The 24320-nt window shown below is 38.7% G+C and carries 18 protein-coding genes; 10 read left to right on the forward strand and 8 right to left on the reverse strand.

The genetic code is table 11. The features are described from left to right. Positions 1-338 precede the first annotated feature (338 nt). Positions 339-914, reverse strand: coding sequence for a YdcF family protein (locus tag AC2JBO_RS01845; RefSeq protein WP_496951911.1), 576 nt, complete (start codon positions 912-914; stop codon positions 339-341). Between the two features lie 441 nt (positions 915-1355). Here AC2JBO_RS01845 and AC2JBO_RS01850 point away from each other — a divergent pair, with 441 nt between their 5' ends. Together AC2JBO_RS01850 and AC2JBO_RS01855 are read left to right on the forward strand one after the other, a co-directional pair. Then, positions 1356-2993: an AAA-like domain-containing protein gene (locus AC2JBO_RS01850; RefSeq protein ID WP_496951912.1), complete on the forward strand. Its 1638-nt coding sequence runs from the start codon at positions 1356-1358 to the stop codon at positions 2991-2993. Between the two features lie 130 nt (positions 2994-3123). Beyond that, a complete protein-coding gene (locus tag AC2JBO_RS01855) occupies positions 3124-5667 on the forward strand; it encodes an AAA-like domain-containing protein (RefSeq protein WP_496951913.1) in 2544 nt (847 codons plus the stop codon). A 59-nt stretch (positions 5668-5726) separates the two neighbouring features. On the opposite strand, the gene AC2JBO_RS01860 is transcribed toward AC2JBO_RS01855, so the two are convergent. The 3 genes from AC2JBO_RS01860 to mazE form a co-directional block, all read right to left on the reverse strand. Next, positions 5727-6305, reverse strand: a complete 579-nt coding sequence (locus tag AC2JBO_RS01860) for a transposase (protein WP_496951914.1) — start codon at positions 6303-6305, stop codon at positions 5727-5729. A 186-nt stretch (positions 6306-6491) separates the two neighbouring features. Beyond that, complete coding sequence (locus AC2JBO_RS01865) at positions 6492-6845, reverse strand: type II toxin-antitoxin system PemK/MazF family toxin (RefSeq protein ID WP_496951959.1); 354 nt, start codon at positions 6843-6845, stop codon at positions 6492-6494. Then, a complete protein-coding gene (gene mazE, locus AC2JBO_RS01870) occupies positions 6845-7021 on the reverse strand; it encodes a type II toxin-antitoxin system MazE family antitoxin (RefSeq protein WP_496951915.1) in 177 nt (58 codons plus the stop codon). Before mazE ends, AC2JBO_RS01865 begins: the two co-directional genes overlap by 1 nt. A gap of 305 nt (positions 7022-7326) precedes the next feature. Here mazE and AC2JBO_RS01875 point away from each other — a divergent pair, with 305 nt between their 5' ends. The 6 genes from AC2JBO_RS01875 (at position 7327) to AC2JBO_RS01900 (ending at position 13488) form a co-directional block, all read left to right on the forward strand. Further along, complete coding sequence (locus AC2JBO_RS01875) at positions 7327-8292, forward strand: HNH endonuclease (protein ID WP_496951916.1); 966 nt, start codon at positions 7327-7329, stop codon at positions 8290-8292. A gap of 46 nt (positions 8293-8338) precedes the next feature. Then, positions 8339-8572 (forward strand): hypothetical protein, encoded by a 234-nt coding sequence (locus tag AC2JBO_RS01880; protein WP_496951917.1) that lies wholly within the window; start codon positions 8339-8341, stop codon positions 8570-8572. Positions 8573-8779: 207 nt separating this feature from the next. Next, positions 8780-9862, forward strand: a complete 1083-nt coding sequence (gene psbA, locus AC2JBO_RS01885; protein WP_496951918.1) for a photosystem II q(b) protein — start codon at positions 8780-8782, stop codon at positions 9860-9862. Positions 9863-10370: 508 nt separating this feature from the next. Beyond that, positions 10371-11330, forward strand: coding sequence for an orange carotenoid-binding protein (locus tag AC2JBO_RS01890; protein ID WP_496951919.1), 960 nt, complete (start codon positions 10371-10373; stop codon positions 11328-11330). 146 nt (positions 11331-11476) lie between these two features. After that, positions 11477-11803, forward strand: coding sequence for a fluorescence recovery protein (gene frp, locus AC2JBO_RS01895; RefSeq protein ID WP_496951920.1), 327 nt, complete (start codon positions 11477-11479; stop codon positions 11801-11803). 170 nt (positions 11804-11973) lie between these two features. After that, on the forward strand, positions 11974-13488 hold the full coding sequence (locus AC2JBO_RS01900) for a GAF domain-containing sensor histidine kinase (RefSeq protein ID WP_496951921.1): 1515 nt from the start codon (positions 11974-11976) through the stop codon (positions 13486-13488). A 133-nt stretch (positions 13489-13621) separates the two neighbouring features. Here the strand turns inward: AC2JBO_RS01900 and AC2JBO_RS01905 are convergent, their stop codons facing one another. Beyond that, positions 13622-14869 (reverse strand): Alr2735 family protein, encoded by a 1248-nt coding sequence (locus AC2JBO_RS01905; RefSeq protein ID WP_496951922.1) that lies wholly within the window; start codon positions 14867-14869, stop codon positions 13622-13624. A 221-nt stretch (positions 14870-15090) separates the two neighbouring features. Between AC2JBO_RS01905 and AC2JBO_RS01910 the strand changes: the two genes are divergently transcribed. After that, positions 15091-15366, forward strand: coding sequence for a hypothetical protein (locus AC2JBO_RS01910; RefSeq protein WP_496951923.1), 276 nt, complete (start codon positions 15091-15093; stop codon positions 15364-15366). A gap of 383 nt (positions 15367-15749) precedes the next feature. Here the strand turns inward: AC2JBO_RS01910 and AC2JBO_RS01915 are convergent, their stop codons facing one another. The 3 genes from AC2JBO_RS01915 to AC2JBO_RS01925 form a co-directional block, all read right to left on the reverse strand. Next, positions 15750-20855 (reverse strand): WD40 domain-containing protein, encoded by a 5106-nt coding sequence (locus AC2JBO_RS01915; protein ID WP_496951924.1) that lies wholly within the window; start codon positions 20853-20855, stop codon positions 15750-15752. After that, complete coding sequence (locus AC2JBO_RS01920; RefSeq protein WP_496951925.1) at positions 20822-22162, reverse strand: P-loop NTPase fold protein; 1341 nt, start codon at positions 22160-22162, stop codon at positions 20822-20824. Before AC2JBO_RS01920 ends, AC2JBO_RS01915 begins: the two co-directional genes overlap by 34 nt. A gap of 740 nt (positions 22163-22902) precedes the next feature. Further along, the gene (locus AC2JBO_RS01925; protein WP_496951926.1) at positions 22903-23118 is read right to left on the reverse strand and encodes a hypothetical protein; all 216 of its coding nucleotides are present in this window, start codon (positions 23116-23118) and stop codon (positions 22903-22905) included. A 327-nt stretch (positions 23119-23445) separates the two neighbouring features. On the opposite strand from AC2JBO_RS01925, the gene tatC reads away from it, so the two are divergent. Continuing rightward, a complete protein-coding gene (tatC, locus tag AC2JBO_RS01930) occupies positions 23446-24231 on the forward strand; it encodes a twin-arginine translocase subunit TatC (RefSeq protein ID WP_496951927.1) in 786 nt (261 codons plus the stop codon). Positions 24232-24320: the final 89 nt, after the last annotated feature.

Below are 24320 nucleotides of genomic sequence, written 5' to 3' on the forward strand. Positions count from 1 at the left end.
ACTTAACGTTTGACGCCTGTTTAACTACCTGTAATTTCGGAATTTTAATAACTTCTCTTGAATAAAATAAGCATATGTGTTATGGGACGATAGAAATGGTGCCCCTAACAGTTAATTAATACTGCGTCCAACCCTAAAATTGTCAACGTTTCCTGATGATGCAAGGTTTAAAATTCCATATGAAAACATAAAAGTAACGCGCGTGGCACATAAAAACGTAGCACCGACTCATGATTGTGACTAACGTAAAACCTAACTCCCCGACCCCCTTTCCTACGAGGAAAGGGGGAGTACATTAGCTCCCCTCTCCTTGCAGGAGAGGGGTTGGGGGAGAGGTTTTAAACATACCGAAATAAATAAGACGCATAACCAACAACCTCTCTGGCAGTAGAATAAACATCTCGCAACTCATAAAAATCAGCATGTGCCGAATATACTTGAGAAACACCAAATTTATTTAAAGCTAACCTAGAGCGAGGAATATGGAAATATTGAGAAATAACCATAACACTCTGCCAATTATTTTCTTTCATAATGCGAGCAGTATTTTGAGCAGTTAAATAAGTTGTCTTACCGTTGCTATCTACATAAATACGCGCTTCAGGTATTCCATGAGCAACAAGATACTGTTTCATTAGTAATGCTTCATCAAAACCTTCGATCCCCACTCCACCACTTACAATTACATTTGCAAACAAACCTTGTTGATATAATTGAAGTGTTTTATCTAACCTGGCTTGCAAACGAGGTGAAGGTTGCCCATTAGTTTCAACTTTATTACCAAGCACTACAGCACTATCGGCTTGACGAATATTATCACTCAATCCATCAATTACTAAAATTGCTGCTGGTGTCACACAAAGTGTTGAAACTACTCCAACTGCAAGAATTATTTTAAAAAGGCGCCTGCTCATTAATCAGATTTTATACTGTGATTATTTATATAAATACAAGCTAGCAAGCTAATTTTACGCAATTGTAGAGACGTCTCAGAAATATATGTAGACACAAGTAATTACTAAGTTTGTATATTATGTCCTTGCCAACGGAGTGGAAGCGCGTCGTATTGGTATTACTGAAGCTACTATTTATGCCAATGAGGTTGCTAAATCGTACTTTTGTACTTAAATGAGTAGTTAGCATAGGATAATAATAAGACGGGCGAGGATGCCCGTTCCACAAGAGATTGCCTATCCCACAAGAAACTGGACAAAATATCTTAACAATACCTAAATTCCTTGAGAATGTTTACTGAAGTAATATATAAATGAACTAGCTTAAATCTGGGTATTTATCTGAAATTAACCCAAATAGATTTGTATATCCGATTTAAATAGTCCTTATATTTTTACTTTATGAATAGTACGGACGATAACTTTTATACCAAAATCCTATTAATGTCGGCAAATCCTCTCAGTACATCTAGGTTGCGTCTAGATGAGGAAATGCGTGAAATTAAAGAGGGTTTGAAGCGTTCTAAGCAGCGTGATAGATATTTAATCAACAGCACAGAAGCAGTTAAGTATCGGGATATTCACAGAGCTATTTTAGATTATGAGCCACAAATTATACACTTTTCGGGACATGGTGTGGGTGAGGAAGGGTTGATTTTTGAAGATGAGACAGGTCAAACTAGATTAATTGATGCAGCTGCTTTGGCTCAATTGTTTCAACTATTTAGCGAGCAAGTTGAGTGTGTTATTCTCAATGCTTGCTATTCAGAGTATCAAGCAAAGGAAATTGCCCAACATATAAATTATGTAGTGGGTATGAGTAATACAATTCAAGATAAAGCCGCGTTAGAGTTTGCTGTGGGTTTTTATGATGCGCTGGGAGCAGGTAAAGGTTATAAGTTTGCGTATGACTTAGGTTGCAGTTTGATTAAGATTGCCGGAATACCACAGGAGTTAATACCCCAGTTAGTTACAAAGGATAGTTTACAGATTTTACCGCGCGATTCTGAATCTGAGGTAGAGGCAGATACAGATATATATATTAATCGACCGCCAATTGAGGCAAAATGCTATGAGACCATTTTACATACAGGCGCCTTGATCCGAATTAAGGCGCCTCAAAAAATGGGTAAAACTGCACTATTGGAAAATTTGCTTACTTATGCAAGCAAGCAGGGTTACCAAAGCGCGAAATTAGATTTAAAGCTTGCGGATAAGTCAGTTCTTGCGGACTTAGAAAAATTTTTACAGTGGTTGTGTGCGGATGTTTCCGACAGCTTAGATATGGAAGTCAAGCTTGATGAATATTGGGAAGATATATATGGACTAAATAAAAACTGCACTCGTTACTTTCAACGCTACATATTAAACAGTATTGAAAATCCGCTCGTAATTGGTATAGACAACTTTGAACTGCTATTTGAATACCCTGATACCTTCTCCGAATTTTGTAAACTCCTGCGAAGTTGGTATGAAAAAGCCAAACAAGGGGACAAAGTAGGTAATATTTGGAAAAAAATGCGCTTACTCGTGGTTCATTCCACAGATGCTTATCCTACACTCGATACTAACTATTCACCTTTTAACGTTGGGTTAGCGGTTGATTTACCCGAATTTACCCGGAGTCAGGTAGAAGCAGTAGCCCAAGGATACCATTTAAACGGGAAAGTTGGAGAACAAGGAATAAATCAACTCATGGAACTAGTAGGAGGACACCCTTACTTAGTACAACAAACATTTTCAAGTTTAAAAAATCAACTGACAAACCCACAAACTACCCTCAAACAGCTTTTACAACTTGCACCAACCGAGCAAGGTATTTTTGCCAACCATTTACGTCAGTTACTTTGGAACTTACAACATAATCCTTCACTCAAGGATGCATATAAAAAGGTGGTGATGGCTAAATTCCCCGTACCAGTTGACTCAGAAGTTGGTTTCAAATTGCAAAGCTTAGGTTTAGTCAAGCTTTCCGGTAACGACTGCATTCCCAGCTGCAATTTATATAAACAATATTTCTCCGCGCGTTTAATTGAGTAGTAGGTTAGTTTGCAACGGATACAAAGGATGTAACGGATGGGTAATTTGTTGCAAACAAAGTCTAGTTATTTAAAATCAACTATCCGTTACATCCGTTCATCATCCGTTGCCAGTACTGCTAATTTTGATTATGCTTGAAGAATATATTTTTTCCGGTAGTCTCCCAGAAAATGCTAGCACTTACGTCACGCGCGAAGCAGACAAAGAACTATTTGAAGGACTAAAAGCAGGAAAATTCTGCTATGTTCTCAACTCTCGACAGTCGGGAAAATCTAGTTTGCGAGTACGAACGATGCAACGGTTGCGAGATGCAGAAGTTGCTTGTGTGTCGATAGATTTATCTAGCGATAGTGTTCAAGATGCAACACCGGAACAGTGGTATGTGGGTTTAATAGATTATTTAATTGAAAGTTTTGATTTGGATGTTGAGTTAAAGGAGTGGTGGAATAAACATCAGTTGCATTCACCCTTGACACGGTTTCGCAAGTTTATCGAAGAGGTTTTGCTTGTTGAGGTTCGCGAGAATATAATTATTTTTCTTGATGAGATAGACAGTGTTCTCAGTTTCAAGTTTCCCACTGATGACTTTTTCGCGTTTATCCGCGCGTGTCACAATCAACGAGTCGATAATCCTGAGTATAACCGTCTCACCTTTTGTTTACTAGGGGTAGCATCGCCGAGTAATTTGATCGAAGATAAAAATCGCACCCCGTTTAATATTGGTCAAGCAATTATACTTAGAGGTTTTCAACTACATGAAGTAGAACCGCTAGAAAAAGGGTTACATCCTTACTTTGAAAATTCCCGCGCGCTAGTAAAAGAGATATTACACTGGACAGGGGGACAACCATTTTTGACGCAAAAGCTATGTCAGTTCATGGTTGAAGAATCAAAAACAGCAAATCCCCGTACTGTTGAGCAGGTAGTCAAAGCCAAAATAATTGAAAATTGGGAATCACAAGATTTTCCCGAACATTTACGCACCATCCGTAACAGAATTCTCACAAATGAGGAACGCGCGGGGTATTTATTGGAATTGTACCAGCAAGTGCGCGCGTATGAAGAAGTAACCAATAATGACAGCATTGAGCAAAGCGAGTTAATGCTCTCTGGGTTAGTAGTAAAGGAGGAAAATAAATTACAAGTTTTAAATCCAATTTATTATCAGGTTTTTAATCAAAACTGGGTTGATATAGAATTAAAAAAACTGCGTCCTTATTCCGAAGCGTTTCGAGCTTGGGTTGCTTCCGGGTGCAGCGATGAGTCAAGACTGTTGCGGGGTAAAGCATTGCAAGGTGCAGAGGTGTGGGCAAGCGATAAGAACATTAGTTATCAGGATAGACAGTTTTTAGCTGCGAGTAAAGAGAAGGAAATTCAAGAAGAAATCGAGAAAAAAGAAATTGCAGCGCAAATTGAGCGGGAAAGGAAAGATAGGGAAGCAACGGAAGAGAGAAATAAAGTACTAACTGAGGCAAATAAAAAGGCTAGACAACGTATTAGTGTTGGTTCTACTATTTTAGTATTGACTTTTATCGGAGCAGTCATTTCCGGTTTATCAGGGTGGAAAGCAAATCAAGCATATCAAGAAATACGCGAAAATACAGAATATCTCTCAAAGTTATCAGAACTTAGCGGTAAACTGTATAACAATGATAAGTTATCTAAACCTGAAGAAGCTAGTGATGAAGCTAGAAAAAAGATTGGTTTAGCTTATGAAATCCAAAACTACCAACTTAAGCAAGCATTTCTACTCGCTTCTATTTCCAAAGCATATCAGCAACTTGACAAGTGGGATGAAGCAGATAAGGCAATCAAAAAAAGTTTAGACTTCTTAAAAAGCCAAGAAAATACAAATATTTTGAATCAAAAATTACAAATTGAAGTTTTAGTAAAGAGAACGCAAGGTAATTTGCTTGAAAAGAAACAAGATACTATAAACGCATTAAAAGCGTATAATGAAGCATTTGATATTTTAAAAAAATATTCCAAAGAAATAAATCCATTTCATAAAAATCAAAAGAATCAAATTCTTACAGCAACCGATATTGAATCTGTTTATCGAGAATTAATTAAGTTACTCGAAAAAAAGCCGGAACAAAAAGATTTAAAAATAGTAGTTAAAGATTATCTCAGAAATCACTTATACGCTGGATTGAAATATTCTTTAGAAGCGGGAGACTGGCAAAAAGCAGACAGAACAACCTACCAACTAATGCTCTATATTGCTAATAGAGAAACACAGGGATTCCTTGATATCCAAGATATTAAAAATTTTTCCTGTCCTGAATTAAAAGAAATTAATAATTATTGGGTGCAAAACTCAAAAGGACGTTTTGGCTTCAGTGTACAAAAAGAGATTTACCAAAGCAAAGAGAATAGGTTAGGAGTTAGTGCAGCAGAGTGGAATGAAAAAGATTATAAAAATTATGTAGAATTTGCTCGTGCAGTTGGGTGGTCTGATGATAAGCTGAAAGAAACAGAGAGCAGCAGCGGGTTTACGAGCAGCGGGTTTATGCGCTACGAAGACTTTATAGAGCGTATTAAGAACGAACCTTCGTCTTATGGTACAGGGGGACTACCTAGTACTATTATGTACTACAGGCTAGTGGGACGGGAGGGGGGATACGTGCGTGGGTCTATTCTTTTCTCGCGCGTTGCGACTTGTAAACTGTAACATATAAAGGCTTCAGACTTTTATTAAGATTTATTACACAAGCATTTTCTACGAAATAATCAGCATTCATCAGCATTCTCAGATTTCAATACCTGGCACTGGCAAAACGCGCGGTATTTTGCAGCACATTCTTCAAGGGTTTTCCCCAAAGACAAAAAAGCAGGATGCCATTTTGTTAAACCATCATCGGTTAACCTGTCATGAGTACCGTAGTTGCTAAAATCGTAGAAAAAACCTTGTTGCATTCCTGCGGCTTTGGGATTAGCGTGAATATAACGTAGTGTGTATAATACCCGTCGGTTATCGTGCTTAGGAAAACCTGAACTGTAATACCTCTCTTCCCAAAAATGCCCAGTACGGTTCAGCATACTATTAAAGCACATTGCAGTGTACCAGTTCAGCAATTGCATTATTCTAGGTAAGTCTTCGGGTGATGCTGGTTCGAGTAGGTAGTGAACGTGGTTAGACATTAAGCATAGAGCATAAAGCTTAAAATCAAATTTATCCATAACCTTTTTTATCACGAAAATAAAAACCTCCCGACACTCATGATGTATTATGTTGAACTCACGATTGTTACAACGGGTAGTGATGTGGTAGCAGTATCCGGGTTTGAGGTCGCGTGGTTTGCGGGACATATATCTATTTGTAGGTTGGTTATGCGATAGCGCAACCCAACGTTTTTGTAACAACAGTCCTACATTAGTCAAAAGTTTTTGGTTGATATTGTATTTATTCGTAATCGTGGTGAAATACCTCTCCCCAACCCCTCTCTGTGACGGAGAGGGGTATATCCTTGACAAATGAATCGGTCGGGTAAAGATTCAAAAATCTAACACTATATTTAAAGAAGTGCGTATTAATTGCCAATACTCATCTTCCAATACTTCCACTAAATCAAGAACTCGACTATTGTCAAGACCCCGAATTTGCCCAACATCAAGATATCGGTTTTGGTCTAAACCGTTGTTAGGTGTAGCTTTTACATTCACAACATCGGGTACATTTTTAGTTCCTGGCAGCAATGGTATTACTACGGTTAAAAAACTGTAACGATTTCCAACATTATTCTGAACAATCAAATAAGCACGAGTTTTTTTTCCTTCTTTACCTATTGTCGGTTCTAAATCAACCCAACGTATTTCTCCACGTCGGTAAGTTAAATAACCATTTGGCATCACTCAATACCATCACCTACAGTTCTATCCCACGCAGCAACTTCTTTTCTATAAGTTTCATCTTGTGAATCTTCTATATATGCCGCCTTTAGTTCTTCCTGTAAACGTTGCTTTTTTAATTCTTTCAATACACTATTAATGAAAGCGCTACGGTTTCCCTGGTTCTCACTATACAAAGTACCTAGATAATAGCAACTAAAAATATTTGACTTTTTCCGTAACAGCCAAAACTCCAGGTGTATTCATAAGCAAGTTGTTTTAATAAAGCGCGGCGAAACTAACTTAGTTTATTAATTTTTAAATGGCGCCGTTTTCAAAGCTAGTTTAATATTCCACATTATTGCACCTCAATTGGGGGATGTGTACTACACATCTCCTTTTTCGTGTTTATGTAACTATATATACATATAATCTAGACAAACCTGATTTTGTAATGTCAAACTGTAAACATTACTGATAATCAAAATTAAGTGGTATAAAAATGGATTTTATTAATCAAGTCAAAAAGACTACTGTAAATGCTATCAATACTGTTTCAGATACAGCGAATGAAATCAAATTAGTTATAGAAAACACCACGGCAGAAGCAATTACGACAGTTCAACCAGGTATTGAAGCAATTCAAAACGTTGGAAAGTCTATCAGTAATACAGCTTCTGCAACAGTGGCATTTGCAACATCAAGTGTAGTTATTGGCGCCGCTCTCAAAGACCTACCCCAAACAGCACAACAACTATTAGCTGAGATGCCCAAAATTGCTAACAGGTTGAAGTATCGAGCAGGTGTAAGAGTTGGAGAAGCACCTAGAAGCGATGCTGATGTAATGAAATTATTTAACAAAATACCTGGTACATCAAAGTTAGGCGCCAACGAGAGAAACATTCGAGAGTTTCTATCCGACAAACATGGTAGCCATATTTATCCTCACTCAAAAGGTGGTGGTAACGGTGCCGATAATATAGTTTGGGAAATAGGCACCGATAATATACGTCGTGGTGCCAAAGTTATGACACCAGGTGAGCAAGTTTATATTCGAGTCTACAATGCAGTTGACTCAATACTTAGAAATTCAGCCACGATAGCAAAACTTGGTATTACAGCTACTGGCGCCGCTATGTTAACACAAGCAATAGTCGTTGCTATATCTTACTCACTTGATTTGCAGCGTGGAGATATTACAGTTGAGCAGTACAAAGACTTAATTATTCAGGAAGTAATTAAGACAGGTATTGCAACCCCTATCTTCTTTCTGATTTTCGTGCTTGTTTTAGCACTCATTCCTGAACTAACTGTACTATTGTCGGCGCCTATTGTGATAGCTGGATTCAATGCTTTATTTGGAATCAGCATTGCAACACCTATTATACAGTCCATAATTCGCCATATTAAAGCTGGTGGATTTGGAGAAGAAACAGTGAGCGAATACAAAAAGCTAGGTTTTTCTTAATATTTCATTTTATACTACAATTTATATTACATTTATGAATCTTTTAATGAGCGCGCTGGTTTCATCGTTAATACTTGTACAATCGGCGCCTGAATGGACGACTTACTCACAACCTCGTTCAATCAACCGAGATAACACACGGTCGAAACAATGCTCTAAATCATTTAGAGGTCCAACACCAAAAGTTACCTTTGAGCTAGAAGCGCAAACTCAAGGTGATGCAACTGCTTCATTTGGCGCCGTTGATATAAATATGATTTACGCGCGGTGTTCTTCTTAGAAGCTTGGTATGGAACGGGCAAGTTTTCTCCATTCTACAAGACCATTACACAAGGCAATTACTAGTTATATAAGTAACACTGATATATTTTATAACCAACAATAATTACAAATTACTTGAAAATGTTAAGCAATGTAAACTATATTAGAAACAAGCAAGCAGACAGCTTGTATACATACATTTCATTTTCGTAGCAATTATAAAGACATGACCGCAACTTTACAACGTCGCGAAACCGCGAACGTGTGGGAACAGTTCTGCCGTTGGGTCGCTTCTACAGAAAACCGCCTTTACATAGGCTGGTTCGGTGTATTAATGATTCCAACCCTTTTGGCAGCAACCACCTGCTTCATCATCGCATTTGTAGCAGCACCCCCAGTTGACATCGACGGTATCCGTGAACCAGTAGCTGGTTCACTTGTTTACGGAAACAACATCATCTCTGGTGCAGTTGTTCCTTCTTCTAACGCTATCGGTTTACACTTCTACCCAATCTGGGAAGCAGCTTCATTAGATGAGTGGCTTTACAACGGTGGTCCTTACCAGTTGGTAGTATTCCACTTCCTCATCGGCGTATTTTGCTACATGGGTCGTGAGTGGGAACTTTCATACCGTTTAGGTATGCGTCCTTGGATTTGTGTTGCTTACTCTGCACCTGTAGCAGCAGCAACCGCAGTATTCTTAATCTACCCAATTGGTCAAGGTTCATTCTCTGACGGTATGCCTTTGGGTATCAGTGGAACATTCAACTTCATGTTGGTATTCCAAGCAGAACACAATATTTTAATGCACCCCTTCCACCAGCTCGGTGTAGCAGGTGTATTCGGTGGTAGCTTGTTCAGTGCAATGCACGGTTCACTTGTAACCTCTTCTTTAGTTCGTGAAACAACTGAAACCGAAAGCCAAAACTATGGTTACAAGTTCGGTCAAGAAGAAGAAACCTACAACATCGTTGCAGCGCACGGTTACTTCGGTCGCTTGATATTCCAATACGCTTCATTCAACAACAGCCGTAGCTTGCACTTTTTGTTAGCTGCTTGGCCAGTAGTTGGAATTTGGTTTACCTCTTTAGGTATCTCGACAATGGCATTCAACCTGAACGGTTTCAACTTCAACCAATCAGTAATTGACAGCCAAGGTCGCGTAATCAACACATGGGCAGACATCATTAACCGCGCTAACTTAGGTATGGAAGTGATGCACGAACGCAATGCTCACAACTTCCCATTAGACCTAGCTTCTGGCGAAGCTGCTCCTGTAGCACTAACCGCACCTGCGATTAACGGTTAAAAAATTGATAACTAAATAAGTAACGCAAGAGCGTCTCTAGAGATAGGGGCGCTTTTTGCATAGGCGCCAACAAGTAAGGGACTTCCAAATTAAAAAATCTTCAAAATTTTCTTGTGGAGTGGCGCCGATGCTTGGAACGGGCAAGGATGCCCATTCCACATTCCGGGAGAATTAAATTTTTGGAAGTCCCTAAGATTCCCGACTTCTTAAAGAATTTGGGAATCTTAACTCGCCAATGGAGGCGCCCGGAGCAAAAGTTTTGTCTGTAACAAAAAATTATCCGTTACATCCGTTGTATCCGTTGCCAAGCTTCTATCACATTTAGACATCTTTTGAATCAACTCAAATAATTATTGTTTTAATGACTGAGATAAGAAATTAACATCAAAGTTTGTAAAGTTTTATGTAACTTTGTAAACAAAGTTGTGATATATTTAAGTAGTGGGCGATACATTTCTGTCCCTAAAAGCTTTTTGACAGTAGTAAACCTGTTTAGGAAAATCCTGCTATGCCATTTACCATTGATTCAGCCCGTAGTATATTCCCTAATACTCTATCTGCTGATGCAGTGCCTGCTACGATTGCGAGATTCGCTCAACTTAATGCAGAAGACCAACTTGCTTTAATTTGGTTTGCTTATCTAGAGATGGGTAAAACTATCACAATTGCAGCTCCTGGCGCCGCTAACATGCAGTTCGCTGAAGCAACTCTGAATCAAATCCGCAAAATGGACTTTCGCGAGCAAGCGCAGGTAATGTGTGATTTGACAAACGGTACTGATACTCCTATTTGCCGAACCTATGGAACTTGGTCTGCAAATATTAAGTTAGGTTTTTGGTATCAGCTTGGAGAATGGATGGATGAAGGAATTGTGGCGCCAATTCCAGAAGGTTATCAGCTTTCTGCTAATGCTTCAGCAGTATTACAAGCAATCAGAAATCTAGACTCTGGACAACAAATTACAGTACTACGTAATTTTGTTGTTGATATGGGCTATGACCCTAATAAAATGGGTAATTATGAGCGGGTTTCTGAACCTGTTGTTGTTGCAAAAGAAATATCACAACGAGTTAAAGTCAATATCGAAGGTATTGATAATGCAACCGTGTTGAGTTATATGAACAACATGAATGCAAATGACTTCGATGCGCTAATTGAGTTATTTGAACCAGATGGAGCTTTACAACCTCCTTTCCAAAGACCAATTGTTGGAAAAGAAGCTGTATTACGCTTCTTCCGTGAAGACTGTCAAAACCTCAACTTACTTCCAGAACGAGGAATTGTTGAACCTGCTGAAGAAGACTATACCCAAATCAAAGTCACTGGTAAAGTCCAAACTCCTTGGTTCGGCGCCGCTGTCGGAATGAATATGGCTTGGAGATTTTTGTTGAACCCCAACGGAAAGATTTTCTTTGTTGCTATCGATTTGCTTGCTTCTCCTAAAGAACTGTTGAATTTAGCTCGCTAGATAGATACTAAATACTAGTTAATTTTTAGTGATGGAGTCAGCGCTCTTAATAATAGAGCGCTTTATTATTTGTTCACTAAATACTATAATCTGGTACAATAAGTATTATTAGGAATCTAAATAAAACATATTTTTCAAGTTTGACAATGCAAGCGATAGATAGCCAGTGGTCTCAGATAGAAAAAGATGTAGCTAAAGCTGCCTTTGATAAAGCATATGAACGAGAAATCAATGCTTTAATGCAAGAAGTCCGCCGACAAGCAAATCACATAACACAACTCAATGATATGTGGGGTATGCACGATTTTTTAAGCGCAAGAAGGCATGACATTGATGGCAAGTATGATTATAGATATTCAGTTCTCATCTTTGTTTTTGCCAGATTACTTAAAGAAGGTTGGCTCCATGTTGATGAGTTAGAAGGGTTAGAAGAAAACAAAATCAAAAAGGTAGTTGCTTTGTCACGCATGTAGTTACAAGAAACCGGGTTTTTATAAGAAACCGGGTTTCTACTATTTACATGTATTGCTAATAGGAAGAAATTTAGGTGTTTTTGCGCTGTTCTCTCTTCAGCAGATGAGAGTAAGCTCTCTGTCATCAGTAAAAATCTATGCTGGTACAGTAAAGCTTGTAATAAATCTAGATGAAACCACCAACACCTGCTGATGAACCTGAAAGACTCAAAGCCCTCCAGCGATATCAAATTCTGGATACTATTTCTGAGCAAGCATTTGATGACTTGACAGCTTTGGCTGCTTATATTTGCGGTACTCCCATTGCTTTGATTAGCTTGGTGGATGCTAATCGACAGTGGTTCAAGTCAAGATTTGGCTTAGAAGTATCCCAAACTCCAAGAGAATTAGCATTTTGTGCTTATACAATATGTCAGCCAGAATCTGTGTTAATAGTGCCGAATGCTTTAGAAGACAAACGATTTGCGACTAACTCCTTAGTCCTATCCGAACCTAATATTCGATTTTATGCTGGCGCCCCTCTAATTACACCAGATGGTTATGCTCTTGGGACTTTATGCAGTATCGATGTAGTACCAAGGGAGCTAACAGACGAGCAAATCATTGCTTTACAAGCTCTAAGTCGTCAAGTTATTAGTCAGCTAGAACTACGAATTAACTTAGACAGTTTGAAAAATGATATTAAAGTACGCGAGCAAATTGAACAGAATTTAAGCAGCACAAATGAGGAGTTAAGTCAAACTCTCAAAAAGTTACGTCAAATTCAAGTTCAACTAATTCAAAGTGAAAAAATGTCTAGTTTGGGTCAAGTCGTTGCAGGTGTCGCTCACGAAATCAACAACCCTGTCAACTTTATTGAAGCAAATCTAAGCCATGTTAAAACTTATGTTAAAGACTTACTAGATTTATTATCTCTTTACCAATTACATTACCCTAACCTTAATGCACAAATGAAACAACAAGTCAAGTTAACTGACGTAGAATTTTTGACAGAAGATTTACCAAAAATTATATCTTCAATGGAAATTGGTACTGAACGTATTCAGCAAATTGTTTCATCTTTACGTAACTTTTCGCGTTTGGAAGAAGTTGAGACAAAGCCTGTTGATATCCACGAAGGAATCAACAATACCCTGTTAATTTTGAAGCATCGGCTCAAAGCCACAAAAACACGTCCTGAGATTCAAATTATTCGAGAGTATGGTATCATTCCTAAATTCGAGTGTTATCCGGCGCCGCTTAATCAAGTATTTATGAATATAATAGCTAATGCAATCGATGCAATTGAAGAGTTATTTTCAACTAATTCGGAAATCGAATCGAACGACATTAGTAAATCTACACAAAAAAAATTAGACAATAATGATTATCAAAATCTTAATAAAAAATTACCATCTTCAAAAGTAGGTAAAATCAGGATTAAAACTGAACTGACTCATGAAAAATCTTTAGTCGTTAGAATTGCTGACAACGGAATTGGCATTAGTGAAGAAATAAATAAAAGCATATTTGACCCTTTTTTTACTACAAAACCAATAGGAAAAGGTACTGGTTTAGGATTATCGATTAGCTATCAAATCATTGTCCAAAAGCATGGAGGTAAATTAAAGTATAAAACTACACCATGTCAAGGAACAGAGTTTTGGATTGAAATTCCAGGTAGTAATAACATCGTGTCTATTTAAAAGTATTTAAAGATTAATATCCGCACGGTGAGTCAATACGATTAATTGTACCAATTCAGAAATAAATTTAGATGCTTAAAACGTGCGTATTTGATTAACATTGAAATCAGCACCTATAAATTTCCGTATTGATTTACAAGCGTGCGAGATACTCCTCTACTCGATATTCAAAAACGGTGTCCCAGAACAAGCTACCATTTCCCTTGATGTGATACACACCTTCACGCACGAACCGGAAATCCATTATTAATCCTTCACGTTTAGCATTGCTTAATCTTGTGATAGTCGGAGGAGTTATTTTTATAATTTTCTTACGTTCTATTGGTGTAAGAGCATCCCAAGCTTCTTGCTTATATTCTTCATGAGTTTTAAGAACGTTGCTAATTTCCTCCCATGAGTTAGCTGTTTGGAATGTTTGAATTAATAAATCAACTGGCGCCGGAATTTTAGACTGTGCTTCTATTGCTGACGTTAAAAATTCGTAATCTTCTATAAAATCGTCTTTTTCAAGAGGCTCGAAACTCCAAACATCTTGATTACCTTCGTCTTTGTCAAACTGAATATCATAAAAAGAGCTTTCCTCTTTTAAATCTTCTATAGTTACTTGGCCAGCATCCCAAGAAGTAGATTCATCTAAAGTTACGAAGTTAGTCGGGAAGTCAGGTGCCGTTTGATTTTCACTTACAACATTGCAATAAGGTGCCGACGAGGAGATATCTTGGGTAAGCTCCGAAGATACTGCTTCCTGTTCGGTTGGAAAACCATATTTGGATTCATAAAGGGCGAGTAGTGCTTCTTCAACGATTGATTGTGCAGTTCTGCCTTCAGCAGTCATCATGGCTTCTAGCATCACACCCACAGACTGATTGTATATTGGACCAATCTGACAAGCTCGTTGACCGTCTGGCATTAATTGCCAAATAGTCGGCGCCTGTTCTTCCCTAGACGCCCTTGGTTTATGGCATTGTTTCATGAAGCCACGAACCTTATCTTGGGTGATTTGAGGCAAAGCTTTCATTTGCGGGATAACTGACTGATATTTTTTGAAGTTAAGAGCGATTTGAAAGATAGTACGCGGTTCAATTTGCGCCAGTTCGTATGGCGTAAAGGTGTTAAAAGCTGCATCTACCTTGAGATAAGCTTTTTCTTCACCTTTCCAGTTAAGTTGACTTAACAATTCTTTATATTCTTTTCTAGGTAACGTTGCTTTTTGCTCCGCTAACCAGAACGAATAACGTAAAAGACGCGCGCTTGACATATATATGGCGCCAATTGGATGCAAACAACTATCTGCATCGGTCATAAAATCGTTGAACTGCGATGGAGATATCACTAGTTCATCTAAACTGGTAATGCTAAAACCCTGTAATTGTGCGAACATAGTAGTGCTTTTTTAAAGTTTGGCGCCTGCTGTTGAAGCTAAATAACAAAAACAGCAGGCGCTTTTGCTATAGTAATATTATCACTAACATGAACTAAAAAAATTAAAATTAAGATATATTACATGAGATAAATAGTATATTTATTTCATTGTAGTAGTGTTTGATACATCTCATGATAGTGAAATAATAGAAGAAGTAAAATGAAATCTATATTGTAAACGTGGATAGTAAAATTCTCTCAGATAGGTTTAAGAAGCTAGGATGGACTACTTACAAGCTCGCGCGAGAAGTCAACCGCGTCCGCGTTTCGCTTTTTGGTGAGGAGAGTAAAAGGACGGGTAGTCTCGTAACCTCTGTAGCAAAAGTACTAGATAATCCGAATAATTGTAGTTTTAAGAATGTTGAAGCAGCTATTCGCGCGATGGGTGGAGAAGTTGTTATCCGATGGCCAAATGTAGAAGAAGTTGTTGTAGGGCACGACGAAATCAAACTGTAACCGAAAAATTATTTTTTCAAGTTTGTTCTAGAAGCGCGCGTCTATTAATTTAATTAAAGGTGTCACCCAAATATTAAGTGCCACGTTATCAAGCAGGCGCCGTTTATTATGATGGCGCCTGACTACAAGTATTTAAGTATTTACAATCATTATCATCTCAATTGCACAGGTGGATGCCACAATCTTTCTTGAAGATAACTCGCAACAAGTAGGTTAGAAGCGTCCACCTCCTACTAAGAAAGGCACCGTTTTAGTATTTGGCATACCAACCGACTCGGAAGAACTTGAAGTTGTTTCGCTTGGTCCCCCTGCAAAAGCTTCCTTCGTGGCGCCTAAAATCCCTGTGTTGAATTACAACCGCGCAAGATATTCCTCAATTTTATTTAAGAGCATAAATGACGGTCGCTATCGGAAACTTTAGTATTATTTTGTAAATAGTCTCGTAGTAATTCGCATCCTTTTTCCATCAATTTATCGGTTTTTGTATCCGCTAAGTTGCGGAAAACTACCTTACCTTTACTGTTACCTGTTACTAAGGTTTGACTGTCAGGAGTGAAGCTTAGAGTTGTAAATTTATCGTCTTCTGCATTTATAACTAATTCTAATTCACCCTTAGAAGTCCATAGCTTGATTTTATCCTCGCTCATTGTAGCAATAGTTTGACCGTCAGGACTGAAAACAACATTTCTAAAACCTTCACCTTCACCATTCAGAGTCTTGATTTGCTTCCAATTCTTATCCCACAATTTGACTGTACTATCAAGACTTGCCGTAGCTAATATATTATCCCTTGACCATACCGCAGCATAAACTGGACGGTTGTGAGCCGTAATATTTTTAACTAATTTTCCATCAATGCTCCATATTTTGACAGTATTATCATCGCTTGCCGAAGCTATATATTTACCGTTTGGACTAAAACTTACCCAGTTCACGGCATTAGTATGCTCTACTAACTTACTTAAAAGCTTACCATCACGACTCCACAATCTTACTGTATTATCTTTGCCTGCGGACGCTAAAATTTTTCCATCCGGCGCCCAATCAACGCTCAATGCTCCACCAAGATGCGCTTCTAAACTATTAATTCGCTTACCATCACGACTCCATAATTTTACAGTTCCATCGCTGGAAGCCGAAGCTATTTTTTTACCATCTGGACTAAAACTTATATCCCAAACTGCCTCTTTTTGCCCAGTTAAAGTATGTTGTAATTTACCGTCAAGACTCCATATTTTTACGGCACCGTCTAGACTTGAGTCCGCAATTGCGTCACCTTGAGGAGAATAATTCAACATCGTTACATCCAGACGGTGTGCTTGGATACTTTTTAACGGTAGGTATTTCCAGCGCCACAGTTTAATACTAGTATCACGACTCGCAGAAGCTAAAGTTTGTCCATCGCTGCTGAAGTTAACGCTAGTCACCCAGTCATTATGTCCTTTCAATATTTCTATTGGCTGGTCTATCGGTTTACCTATAGTACCGTCAAGGTTCCAAAGTTTTACTGTTTTATCCCAACTAGTAGAAGCAAGAGTTTTACCATCTGGACTAAAAGCAACACTCATCACTACCTCTCTATGTGCAGGTATTGAATTAAGTAATTTTCCATCACGACTCCACAGCTTGACGGTTTTATCCCAAGAAGTTGACGCTAACATTTTACTATTCGGCGCCCACGCTACGGCAAGAACTGTATCTGAATGTCCTTTAAGAGTTTGTAATAATTTACCGTCACGACTCCACACTCTAACTGTTTTATCGCTAGAACCCGAAGCAATCGCACTACCATCTGGTGCCCAGGCTAAACTTGTCACAGGTGTGGTATGTCCTGTGAAATTAGTAAGTAGCTTTCCTTCTCGATTCCATAATTTAATCATATTATCGGCGCCTCCTGATGCAATTGTTTTCCCATCAGGACTAAACGCGACACTATTTACCACATCACCATGTGCAAATGTTCTTTTGAATTTACCCTCAATGCTCCATAATTTAACTGTTTTATCCGAACTTCCAGAAACGAGCATTGTACCGTCAGGGCTAAATGCAACGCTGTTAACACGCTTACTATGTCCTTTTAATACATGTAATTGTTTACCGTTTGCTTGCCAAAGTATAACCGTTCCATCACTGCTAGCAGAAGCAATTAAGCTACTATCGGGACTAAATACAACACTATTGACATCCGCAAGATGTCCTTCCAAACGGTTGATTTCACGCACCCGCATTCCATAAGTTGCTTGATATAATGCTGTTCTTACAAGTTGCTGCGTTCGAGCGTCGGGTAAGAATGCACTTTCAATTTTTCTACCTGCACGCAATCCTGCTCGTAAAGCATCAATATCTTTACCTAAAGAAAATAAAGCCTCGCTTGATGCACTTGCGGCAACACTAGCGCTAATAACAGCTTGACGACCCTGAGAAATAGCAGTCCATATAGAACCCATCAATATGAAGATGCCCAAAACCGAAGCAAAAAGCGCGTTTTTGAGCAAACGATTCGTTTTTGCTTGACTGGTACGCAGCTTTTCAGTTTCAAGAAGTTCTGCTTGCAGTTTTTGGTGTTCTATTTCTGAATGCAAACGTTCGCGTTCGATGCGACTAAACTCATCGCGCTTTCGCAGTTCTTTTAATTCACTTAATAAATCTAAACCTACAACAGTATGTTCTGCTGGAATTTTACCTTGTTTATTATGACGAAGTGCGCTATTGAGACGAGAAATTTCCTGTTCACTGTTTTGTACTTGCGCGCGCAGTTGTCTAACTTGCTCTTGTAAACTACGTTCTCCTTGTTGAAGGGTACGAATTAAATCAACAAGGTAATCGTGAATTAACTGATAACGTTCGGGAACATCGGGGTAAAGAATGACTAATCCGGAACGTACTAATATTTCTAAAACTAACTCTAACTTTTTAACATCCTCTAATTCCTCAAGTTCTATTGCTAATTCAGCACGAGTTTTGAATAGACGTTTTTTATTTTCGTCGGTCAATAAATATAATACTAACAGTGCCGCACGCTCATTTTCTTCTCCACAGTCGCGTATTAATTCCCTCAAATATCTTTCAATTAATTTATTTGGACGGTACTGCTGATATTTAGCAAGGGTGAGAATTCGCTCATCTTGAAGCTGGGCGCCAACAACTTGTAGTTCAATTGGTCGTACTTCTCCCAACTCGGCAGATAAATCCTCAACCAAAACATCAATTAATTCTGGCTCAAGATGATACTGTGAACGCTGCGTCAAATCACGAATTACAGATGAAGCATCAGCTCGTGAAAAGTTCTTTAATTGATAACGAATATTCTTGTCTAAAATATTTTCGTTAATTGGTGCAATTTTGTCAAGATATTTAAATTCAAGTAATTTGTGTAAGTAATCTTCGCGTAAGCTCAAAATTACCTTAACAAACGCCACATTCATGCATTCACATAAAAACTTGTCGAACGTAGAAAGCTGAACTGAGTTTTTACAACCGGATAAAAACTCTTCTACTTGGTCAAAAATTAAAACGGTAATAATATGATTTTGAGCATTTTCTCGTAACAGTTCCAAAACCCCATCGATTGTAATTGGTGTTGCTGGATAAAGTCCGGTATTCTCTTCAAGTGCTGCTTTGCGAATTGCAGCAGGTTTTGTTGAAGCAATCGCCTCACTCAATGCTTTCCCCAGTCCTTGTACCCAATCCGTATATACTTGTAAAACTACAGGAACAGCAATTTGGTCGCCAATTGCTCGCTGTTGCAATGCTGGCATTAATCCTGCTGTCACCGTCGAACTTTTTCCAACTCCACTTGGACCATGTATAACCGTTAATTTTTGGTCGGGACGGCTAATTCTTGCAATCAAATTTTGTACGTCACGCTGCCGACCAGAAGCGATAATTTCTAAGGCAACACTTCCACTCGGCGCCGGCGAATTAACTATTGGGGTTGTTGCGTGACGTTGTGGTTTTAACCGACCTGCCCCAATAAACGCGCGTAACCCATATTGCTGTTCAACCGAACGGCGCCTTTGCCGTATTGTAAAAGCTTCAAGATACCGTCCTAAGTCAAAATATAGTGTACGTAACCATCTCAACAAACGAATATATTTATAAACTTCGTACCTAAAATCACTATCTTCTAACGCAGTTTCCAAAAGAGAACTGGCTAACTGTAATTGTTCATTAGCTGCTTTTTGCTCGTTTTTATGCAGTAATGCTTTTGCTAAAGTCAGACGAAAGATTTGCTCTTTTAACAAAGGAAACGAATTTGGCTGCGAGTGGTTATGTCTTTTTGCTTCATCAAGTCGCAATAATGCAACGCGCGCTTGTTTAATAGCAATATCCCAATTTTTATTAGCAACGCCAACTTGCGCCAAAAACCCAGAATCACATGCAAGCTGAAAATGAGTACCATAATCATGATGTAAGTTTTGTGACTTAAAGGCAAGCTCCTGTAACTCATTCCATAATTTCAGGTGTTGCAAAACATCACCCAAAAGCCCAATAATCTGAGCGATTAAATCTGGGCGCCCTGCGATCTCAAAAATATTGAGACACTGTTGCAAATAAGACCTAGCCTCTTGCCAACGTTCTTGATGTTCAATATGTACCCGTTCAGCAAGACGGTAGTAACTTAGTCCTAAATAAAATAGTAACACTCCTTGACGAAGCAAAAACGGAGAAGGAGGTATTGGAAAGTTACTAGTAAAGGCACGAGTGGTAAGCGGAGCAGAGGAAGAAAGCCAAAACTGCAAACTGTCCTGAAAATATTCGATAGCTAAATCGATACGGTTGCTAGCGTAATAATCTAACCCAGCGATAAATTTAACTGAAGCGTCGAGTTCCGGTTCTAATTTAATACCGCGATGCTGTAACTCTTTGATGCTAGTGCGAAATTCATAACTACTATAGTCCCAAACTTGGCCAAGAGTACTATGAGGATTATGCTCGCTTTCTGCAACACCATTTAAATCTAAAATTTTAGCGAACAATGAATCGGTTTTTGAGAGCAGAAAATTCCGCAACTCCTCGGTTGTCATCTCGAAGCGAATGGGAGTTGCTGCCCAACTAGTAAAATCTGGTGCGAACCGCCGCAGTTTTCGCAGCAGTTCGTCGTTAACCCAAAACACCATTGGAAAAGGATGGCGTTTACGAAATTCATCGCGGATGTGGTTGATGGTTCGCAGTAAGTCATCGAGTTCTTCTACCGACTCTAACCCCAAAATCATTAAAGCTGCTGGTTGAGAGCTACCCAGTTCAGTATGAATCGTCGAATACAAACTAATCGAATTGCTTTTTAACGTTACTTTCTGAATTCGATACCCTTCACCGATTTCTTCTTCCAGGCGCCGCAGCATAAGAGAGCGCAAAACATTATAGTTGCAACCCACTAAACATAGCGAAAACTGTCCTTGCGAAAACGTGATTGCACGACGCAAACTATTAACAGCGCGCTCATTCGCTGCTATTACATTTTCTGAGTAAGATGGGTGTCCGACCATAACTTAAATTTTTGCGTTTCTGCTAGAACTGGGTTGACAGCGAACCATGCACCCTCACTATCACGATACTCGAAAACAAATAAACTACGTAATAAGGTATGGTATTCGATGTCACCCTTGACTTTTTGCTCTTGAACTACTTGGAATATTAAATCCCATTCTTCCGAGTCAATCGGATTTGCACGAAAATCACGATGGCGCCGAATCACCATTTCTACACAGTCACGATCAAAAGGAGGGTCTTGTTCGCGCACACAAACGAACAGCAGTCCAAGTAAATCTCGAACGTGACCGCCACTAATTAAACACAACCTATCGAGTGTTTCTTGGCTATCGAACACTTCTGTTATCAAAGACAGTCTATCAATATCAGGAATGTCAGGGAAAGCGCGCGCTAATACCATTTGCCGCATTAACGATAGCCCAGTTGTGTTAATTTCCCCTGTACGCTGCCGTACTGGTATCATCGGTAATACTTGAGGTGCTACACCACCGCCCAAGCGCTGCTGGAGGTGAACGCTATCGTTCGAGAAAGTCAGCGCTAAAGGAATCGTGTAAACAAGGTGGCAACTCAGTTTACGAAGCTGTTCACCACGGTCGATAAATAGGTGTTCAGGTAAAGAACGTCCAGAAGGTAAAGGGCGAATATCTACTCGGTCGAGGTTATCAACGATAACAACGAGTCCTTTTTTACCTTTTACTTTCAACTCAGTAATCGCGCGTGCTAACAGTTCCTCGTTAATCGACTTTAAGATATTCTCAGTACGGGGTTCTAAATAATCGCGCAGTCGGCGCCGTAGGTTTGGACTTTCCTTAGTTTTGGCGGTAATTTTAGCAATTCCCACCGATAGTTCACCTTGCAGTTCCAAGTCGAGTGGAGTTTGCAGAAAATTAACGATTTCTCCAAACAGCCTGTTAAAATATCCGGGTTTGAGCCGAATATTGATTGCTTCGAGACTTTCGCTCACTTTACCTGCAATTGCAATTAAAATATCAGTCACATCCAAATCCACTACATCTAAAACCTGCGTGGATTCAAAGTAGACGACGTGGAAACCAGCTTGTTCCAATTCTGCCTTAAGTCGTAACAACTCGGTTGATTTACCACAGCCGATATGACCTGTAAACAGTTGACATGTAGGAGTGTCAGGTGAAATCCGAATGATGGTGCGTCCCAAAGCTTCAATGATTTTGCCCCCTCGCACTTTTGCAAAATCAATATAGTAGTTTTGGTCTACTGCATTTTCCATCATTAGCGGTTTGCTCGGATTGCACGCTTTGTAAAATCTTTCTAAATCTAAGAGCATAACCAATAAGTATGTACTTGTTTACAAATCATTGATAGTAGAATAGCTAATTGTTCGTGACTAACATTCAAAAAGTTAAAAGCAAAAGCTCCAGACTCTGAGCGCATGGCTATGATTAGCTTTTATGCATCCAGTAAAAAACCACAGCTTCAAAATATTAATTTTCGGATTTGTAATTAAAATACTTTACAAACGAACTCTATTTTGATTTATTAGTTATTAGGTACATGTGCTACTTTCTAAAATGTTATATCCACATCGTATCCACGTAATTATGTCCACCCACGTAGAGACGCGATTAATCGCGTCTCTAGAGCGTATAATTTCACAATAATTTAGAATTGTTTTATCTAAAAATAGGCAAATTTTGAGTTTACCACCGTTAAAGCATTACAGTCATGATTATTTAATTTTTCTACAGTCTACTATTAGAATATCTTAGCTCTCCTTTAGTTAAACGTCTACATTATTACAATTTTAAACAGCACAAACTTAAGAAATAAAATAAAAAATAGAATATTGTATATTTAAAAATACATCCCATAACTTGGGATTTAATAGATTTAACAATTCAAATAACAACTATTTATACTAAGCAGTCTAACTGGACTTAATTAAAACAAACAAGTAATTAAGTATAATTATTTATACAAGAAACACAAACGATTGCTCAGTTCTAACTTAATACCTTAATAAAAGGATTTAAGTAATGTTAAACTTAGGCAAAAAATAATTATGTATCAATCTTTGCAGTTTCCTAAACGCAAACAATCTTGTATTCTTTCATCGCGCGCTGCAATAAAATAAGATGACAACCCCTGATTATTTTCTGGTATAGTAATTGCTGTTTTATAAACGCCTATATTTAATACAGGCGTTCTGATGGCAACATTTCTACTTACGTGCCAGAAAAAGGTAGGCAATACCATAATTCCGAGAAAAGCGATTCTACTCATAAAAAACCCCAGCAAAATAGGTTAACATGCTGGTAGATGCGCGCTCATGATAAGTATAAAAAAGAGAACTGAGCATCGTATGTTTTGTGATTGACTCAATATACTAAAAATCAGTTCCAGGCGCTGAATTATAGACTACAAACTGGGAATTTGAATTGTTATAATTCGGCATTCTACTTATTTATCCACATAAAACCCTAGCGAAACCGGATGAAAAGCAAGGGAAAGTACAAAAAAACTTTGAGCGCGTCTGCTGCGATATATACAATAGGTACAATAGTTAACTAGAAAGAGCGAACACGACTACTCACCCCCGACTCGCGACTCATGACGACATCTAAAGACGCAGCAACTACACCCGATATTGACCTCGAAGGGTACAATAACTCAGATAGCCCAGATAACGAGTTACCTGGAGAAGTCGAGATGTCGCTATTCGACCATCTCGAAGAACTGAGACAGCGGATATTTTACTCGCTAATAGCTGTCGCCATATCAGCAGTTGGCTGTTTTTTAGCTGTTAAACCTCTAGTTAAGCTTCTCGAAGTCCCCGCACACGGTATCAAATTTTTACAGTTGGCGCCTGGAGAATTTTTCTTTGTCTCGCTCAAAGTCGCTGGTTATAGTGGTTTAGTTATCGCCAGTCCCTTTATTCTCTATCAAATCGTTCAATTCGTTCTTCCCGGACTTACACGTCGAGAACGTCGCTTACTTGCACCTGTAGTTTTTGGTTCAAGTATACTGTTTGCTGGGGGGCTAGTATTCGCATACCTTTTATTAATTCCAGCAGCCTTAAACTTCTTTATCAGCTACGGTGCCGATGTTGTCGAACAATCTTGGTCAATCGAAAAATACTTCGAGTTTATTTTATTACTTTTATTTAGCACAGGGTTAGCATTCCAAATCCCGATTATACAAATGCTGCTTGGCGCGTTAAATATAGTATCATCCGCACAAATGATAGCTGGATGGCGCGCGGTGATAATGGGAGCAGTTGTTTTAGGCGCCGTTCTCACACCTTCTACCGACCCCTTAACACAAAGCTTGCTAGCAGGAGCAGTATTAGTTTTATACTTTGGTGGCATCGCCTTTGTAAAACTAATCGGAAAATAATACTTGGCAACGGATGTAACGGATAGGTAGGGTGTGTGACGCAACCAACATTTTGAAACGAAGCGCAGAACTGGTAGCGTCACGCACCA

It is taken from the genome of Calothrix sp. CBUCES-K 9914, assembly GCF_059640475.1.

Bases quoted from the DNA above. Each gene is read 5' to 3' on its own strand.
- AC2JBO_RS01845 (WP_496951911.1), bottom strand. From the start codon at position 914: ATGAGCAGGCGCCTTTTTAAAATAATTCTTGCAGTTGGAGTAGTTTCA.
- AC2JBO_RS01850 (WP_496951912.1), top strand. From the start codon at position 1,356: ATGAATAGTACGGACGATAACTTTTATACCAAAATCCTATTAATGTCG.
- AC2JBO_RS01855 (WP_496951913.1), top strand. From the start codon at position 3,124: ATGCTTGAAGAATATATTTTTTCCGGTAGTCTCCCAGAAAATGCTAGC.
- AC2JBO_RS01860 (WP_496951914.1), bottom strand. From the start codon at position 6,305: ATGTCCCGCAAACCACGCGACCTCAAACCCGGATACTGCTACCACATC.
- AC2JBO_RS01865 (WP_496951959.1), bottom strand. From the start codon at position 6,845: ATGCCAAATGGTTATTTAACTTACCGACGTGGAGAAATACGTTGGGTT.
- AC2JBO_RS01875 (WP_496951916.1), top strand. From the start codon at position 7,327: ATGGATTTTATTAATCAAGTCAAAAAGACTACTGTAAATGCTATCAAT.
- AC2JBO_RS01880 (WP_496951917.1), top strand. From the start codon at position 8,339: ATGAGCGCGCTGGTTTCATCGTTAATACTTGTACAATCGGCGCCTGAA.
- psbA (WP_496951918.1), top strand. From the start codon at position 8,780: ATGACCGCAACTTTACAACGTCGCGAAACCGCGAACGTGTGGGAACAG.
- AC2JBO_RS01890 (WP_496951919.1), top strand. From the start codon at position 10,371: ATGCCATTTACCATTGATTCAGCCCGTAGTATATTCCCTAATACTCTA.
- frp (WP_496951920.1), top strand. From the start codon at position 11,477: ATGCAAGCGATAGATAGCCAGTGGTCTCAGATAGAAAAAGATGTAGCT.
- AC2JBO_RS01900 (WP_496951921.1), top strand. From the start codon at position 11,974: ATGAAACCACCAACACCTGCTGATGAACCTGAAAGACTCAAAGCCCTC.
- AC2JBO_RS01905 (WP_496951922.1), bottom strand. From the start codon at position 14,869: ATGTTCGCACAATTACAGGGTTTTAGCATTACCAGTTTAGATGAACTA.
- AC2JBO_RS01915 (WP_496951924.1), bottom strand. From the start codon at position 20,855: ATGGTCGGACACCCATCTTACTCAGAAAATGTAATAGCAGCGAATGAG.
- AC2JBO_RS01920 (WP_496951925.1), bottom strand. From the start codon at position 22,162: ATGCTCTTAGATTTAGAAAGATTTTACAAAGCGTGCAATCCGAGCAAA.
- AC2JBO_RS01925 (WP_496951926.1), bottom strand. From the start codon at position 23,118: ATGAGTAGAATCGCTTTTCTCGGAATTATGGTATTGCCTACCTTTTTC.
- tatC (WP_496951927.1), top strand. From the start codon at position 23,446: ATGACGACATCTAAAGACGCAGCAACTACACCCGATATTGACCTCGAA.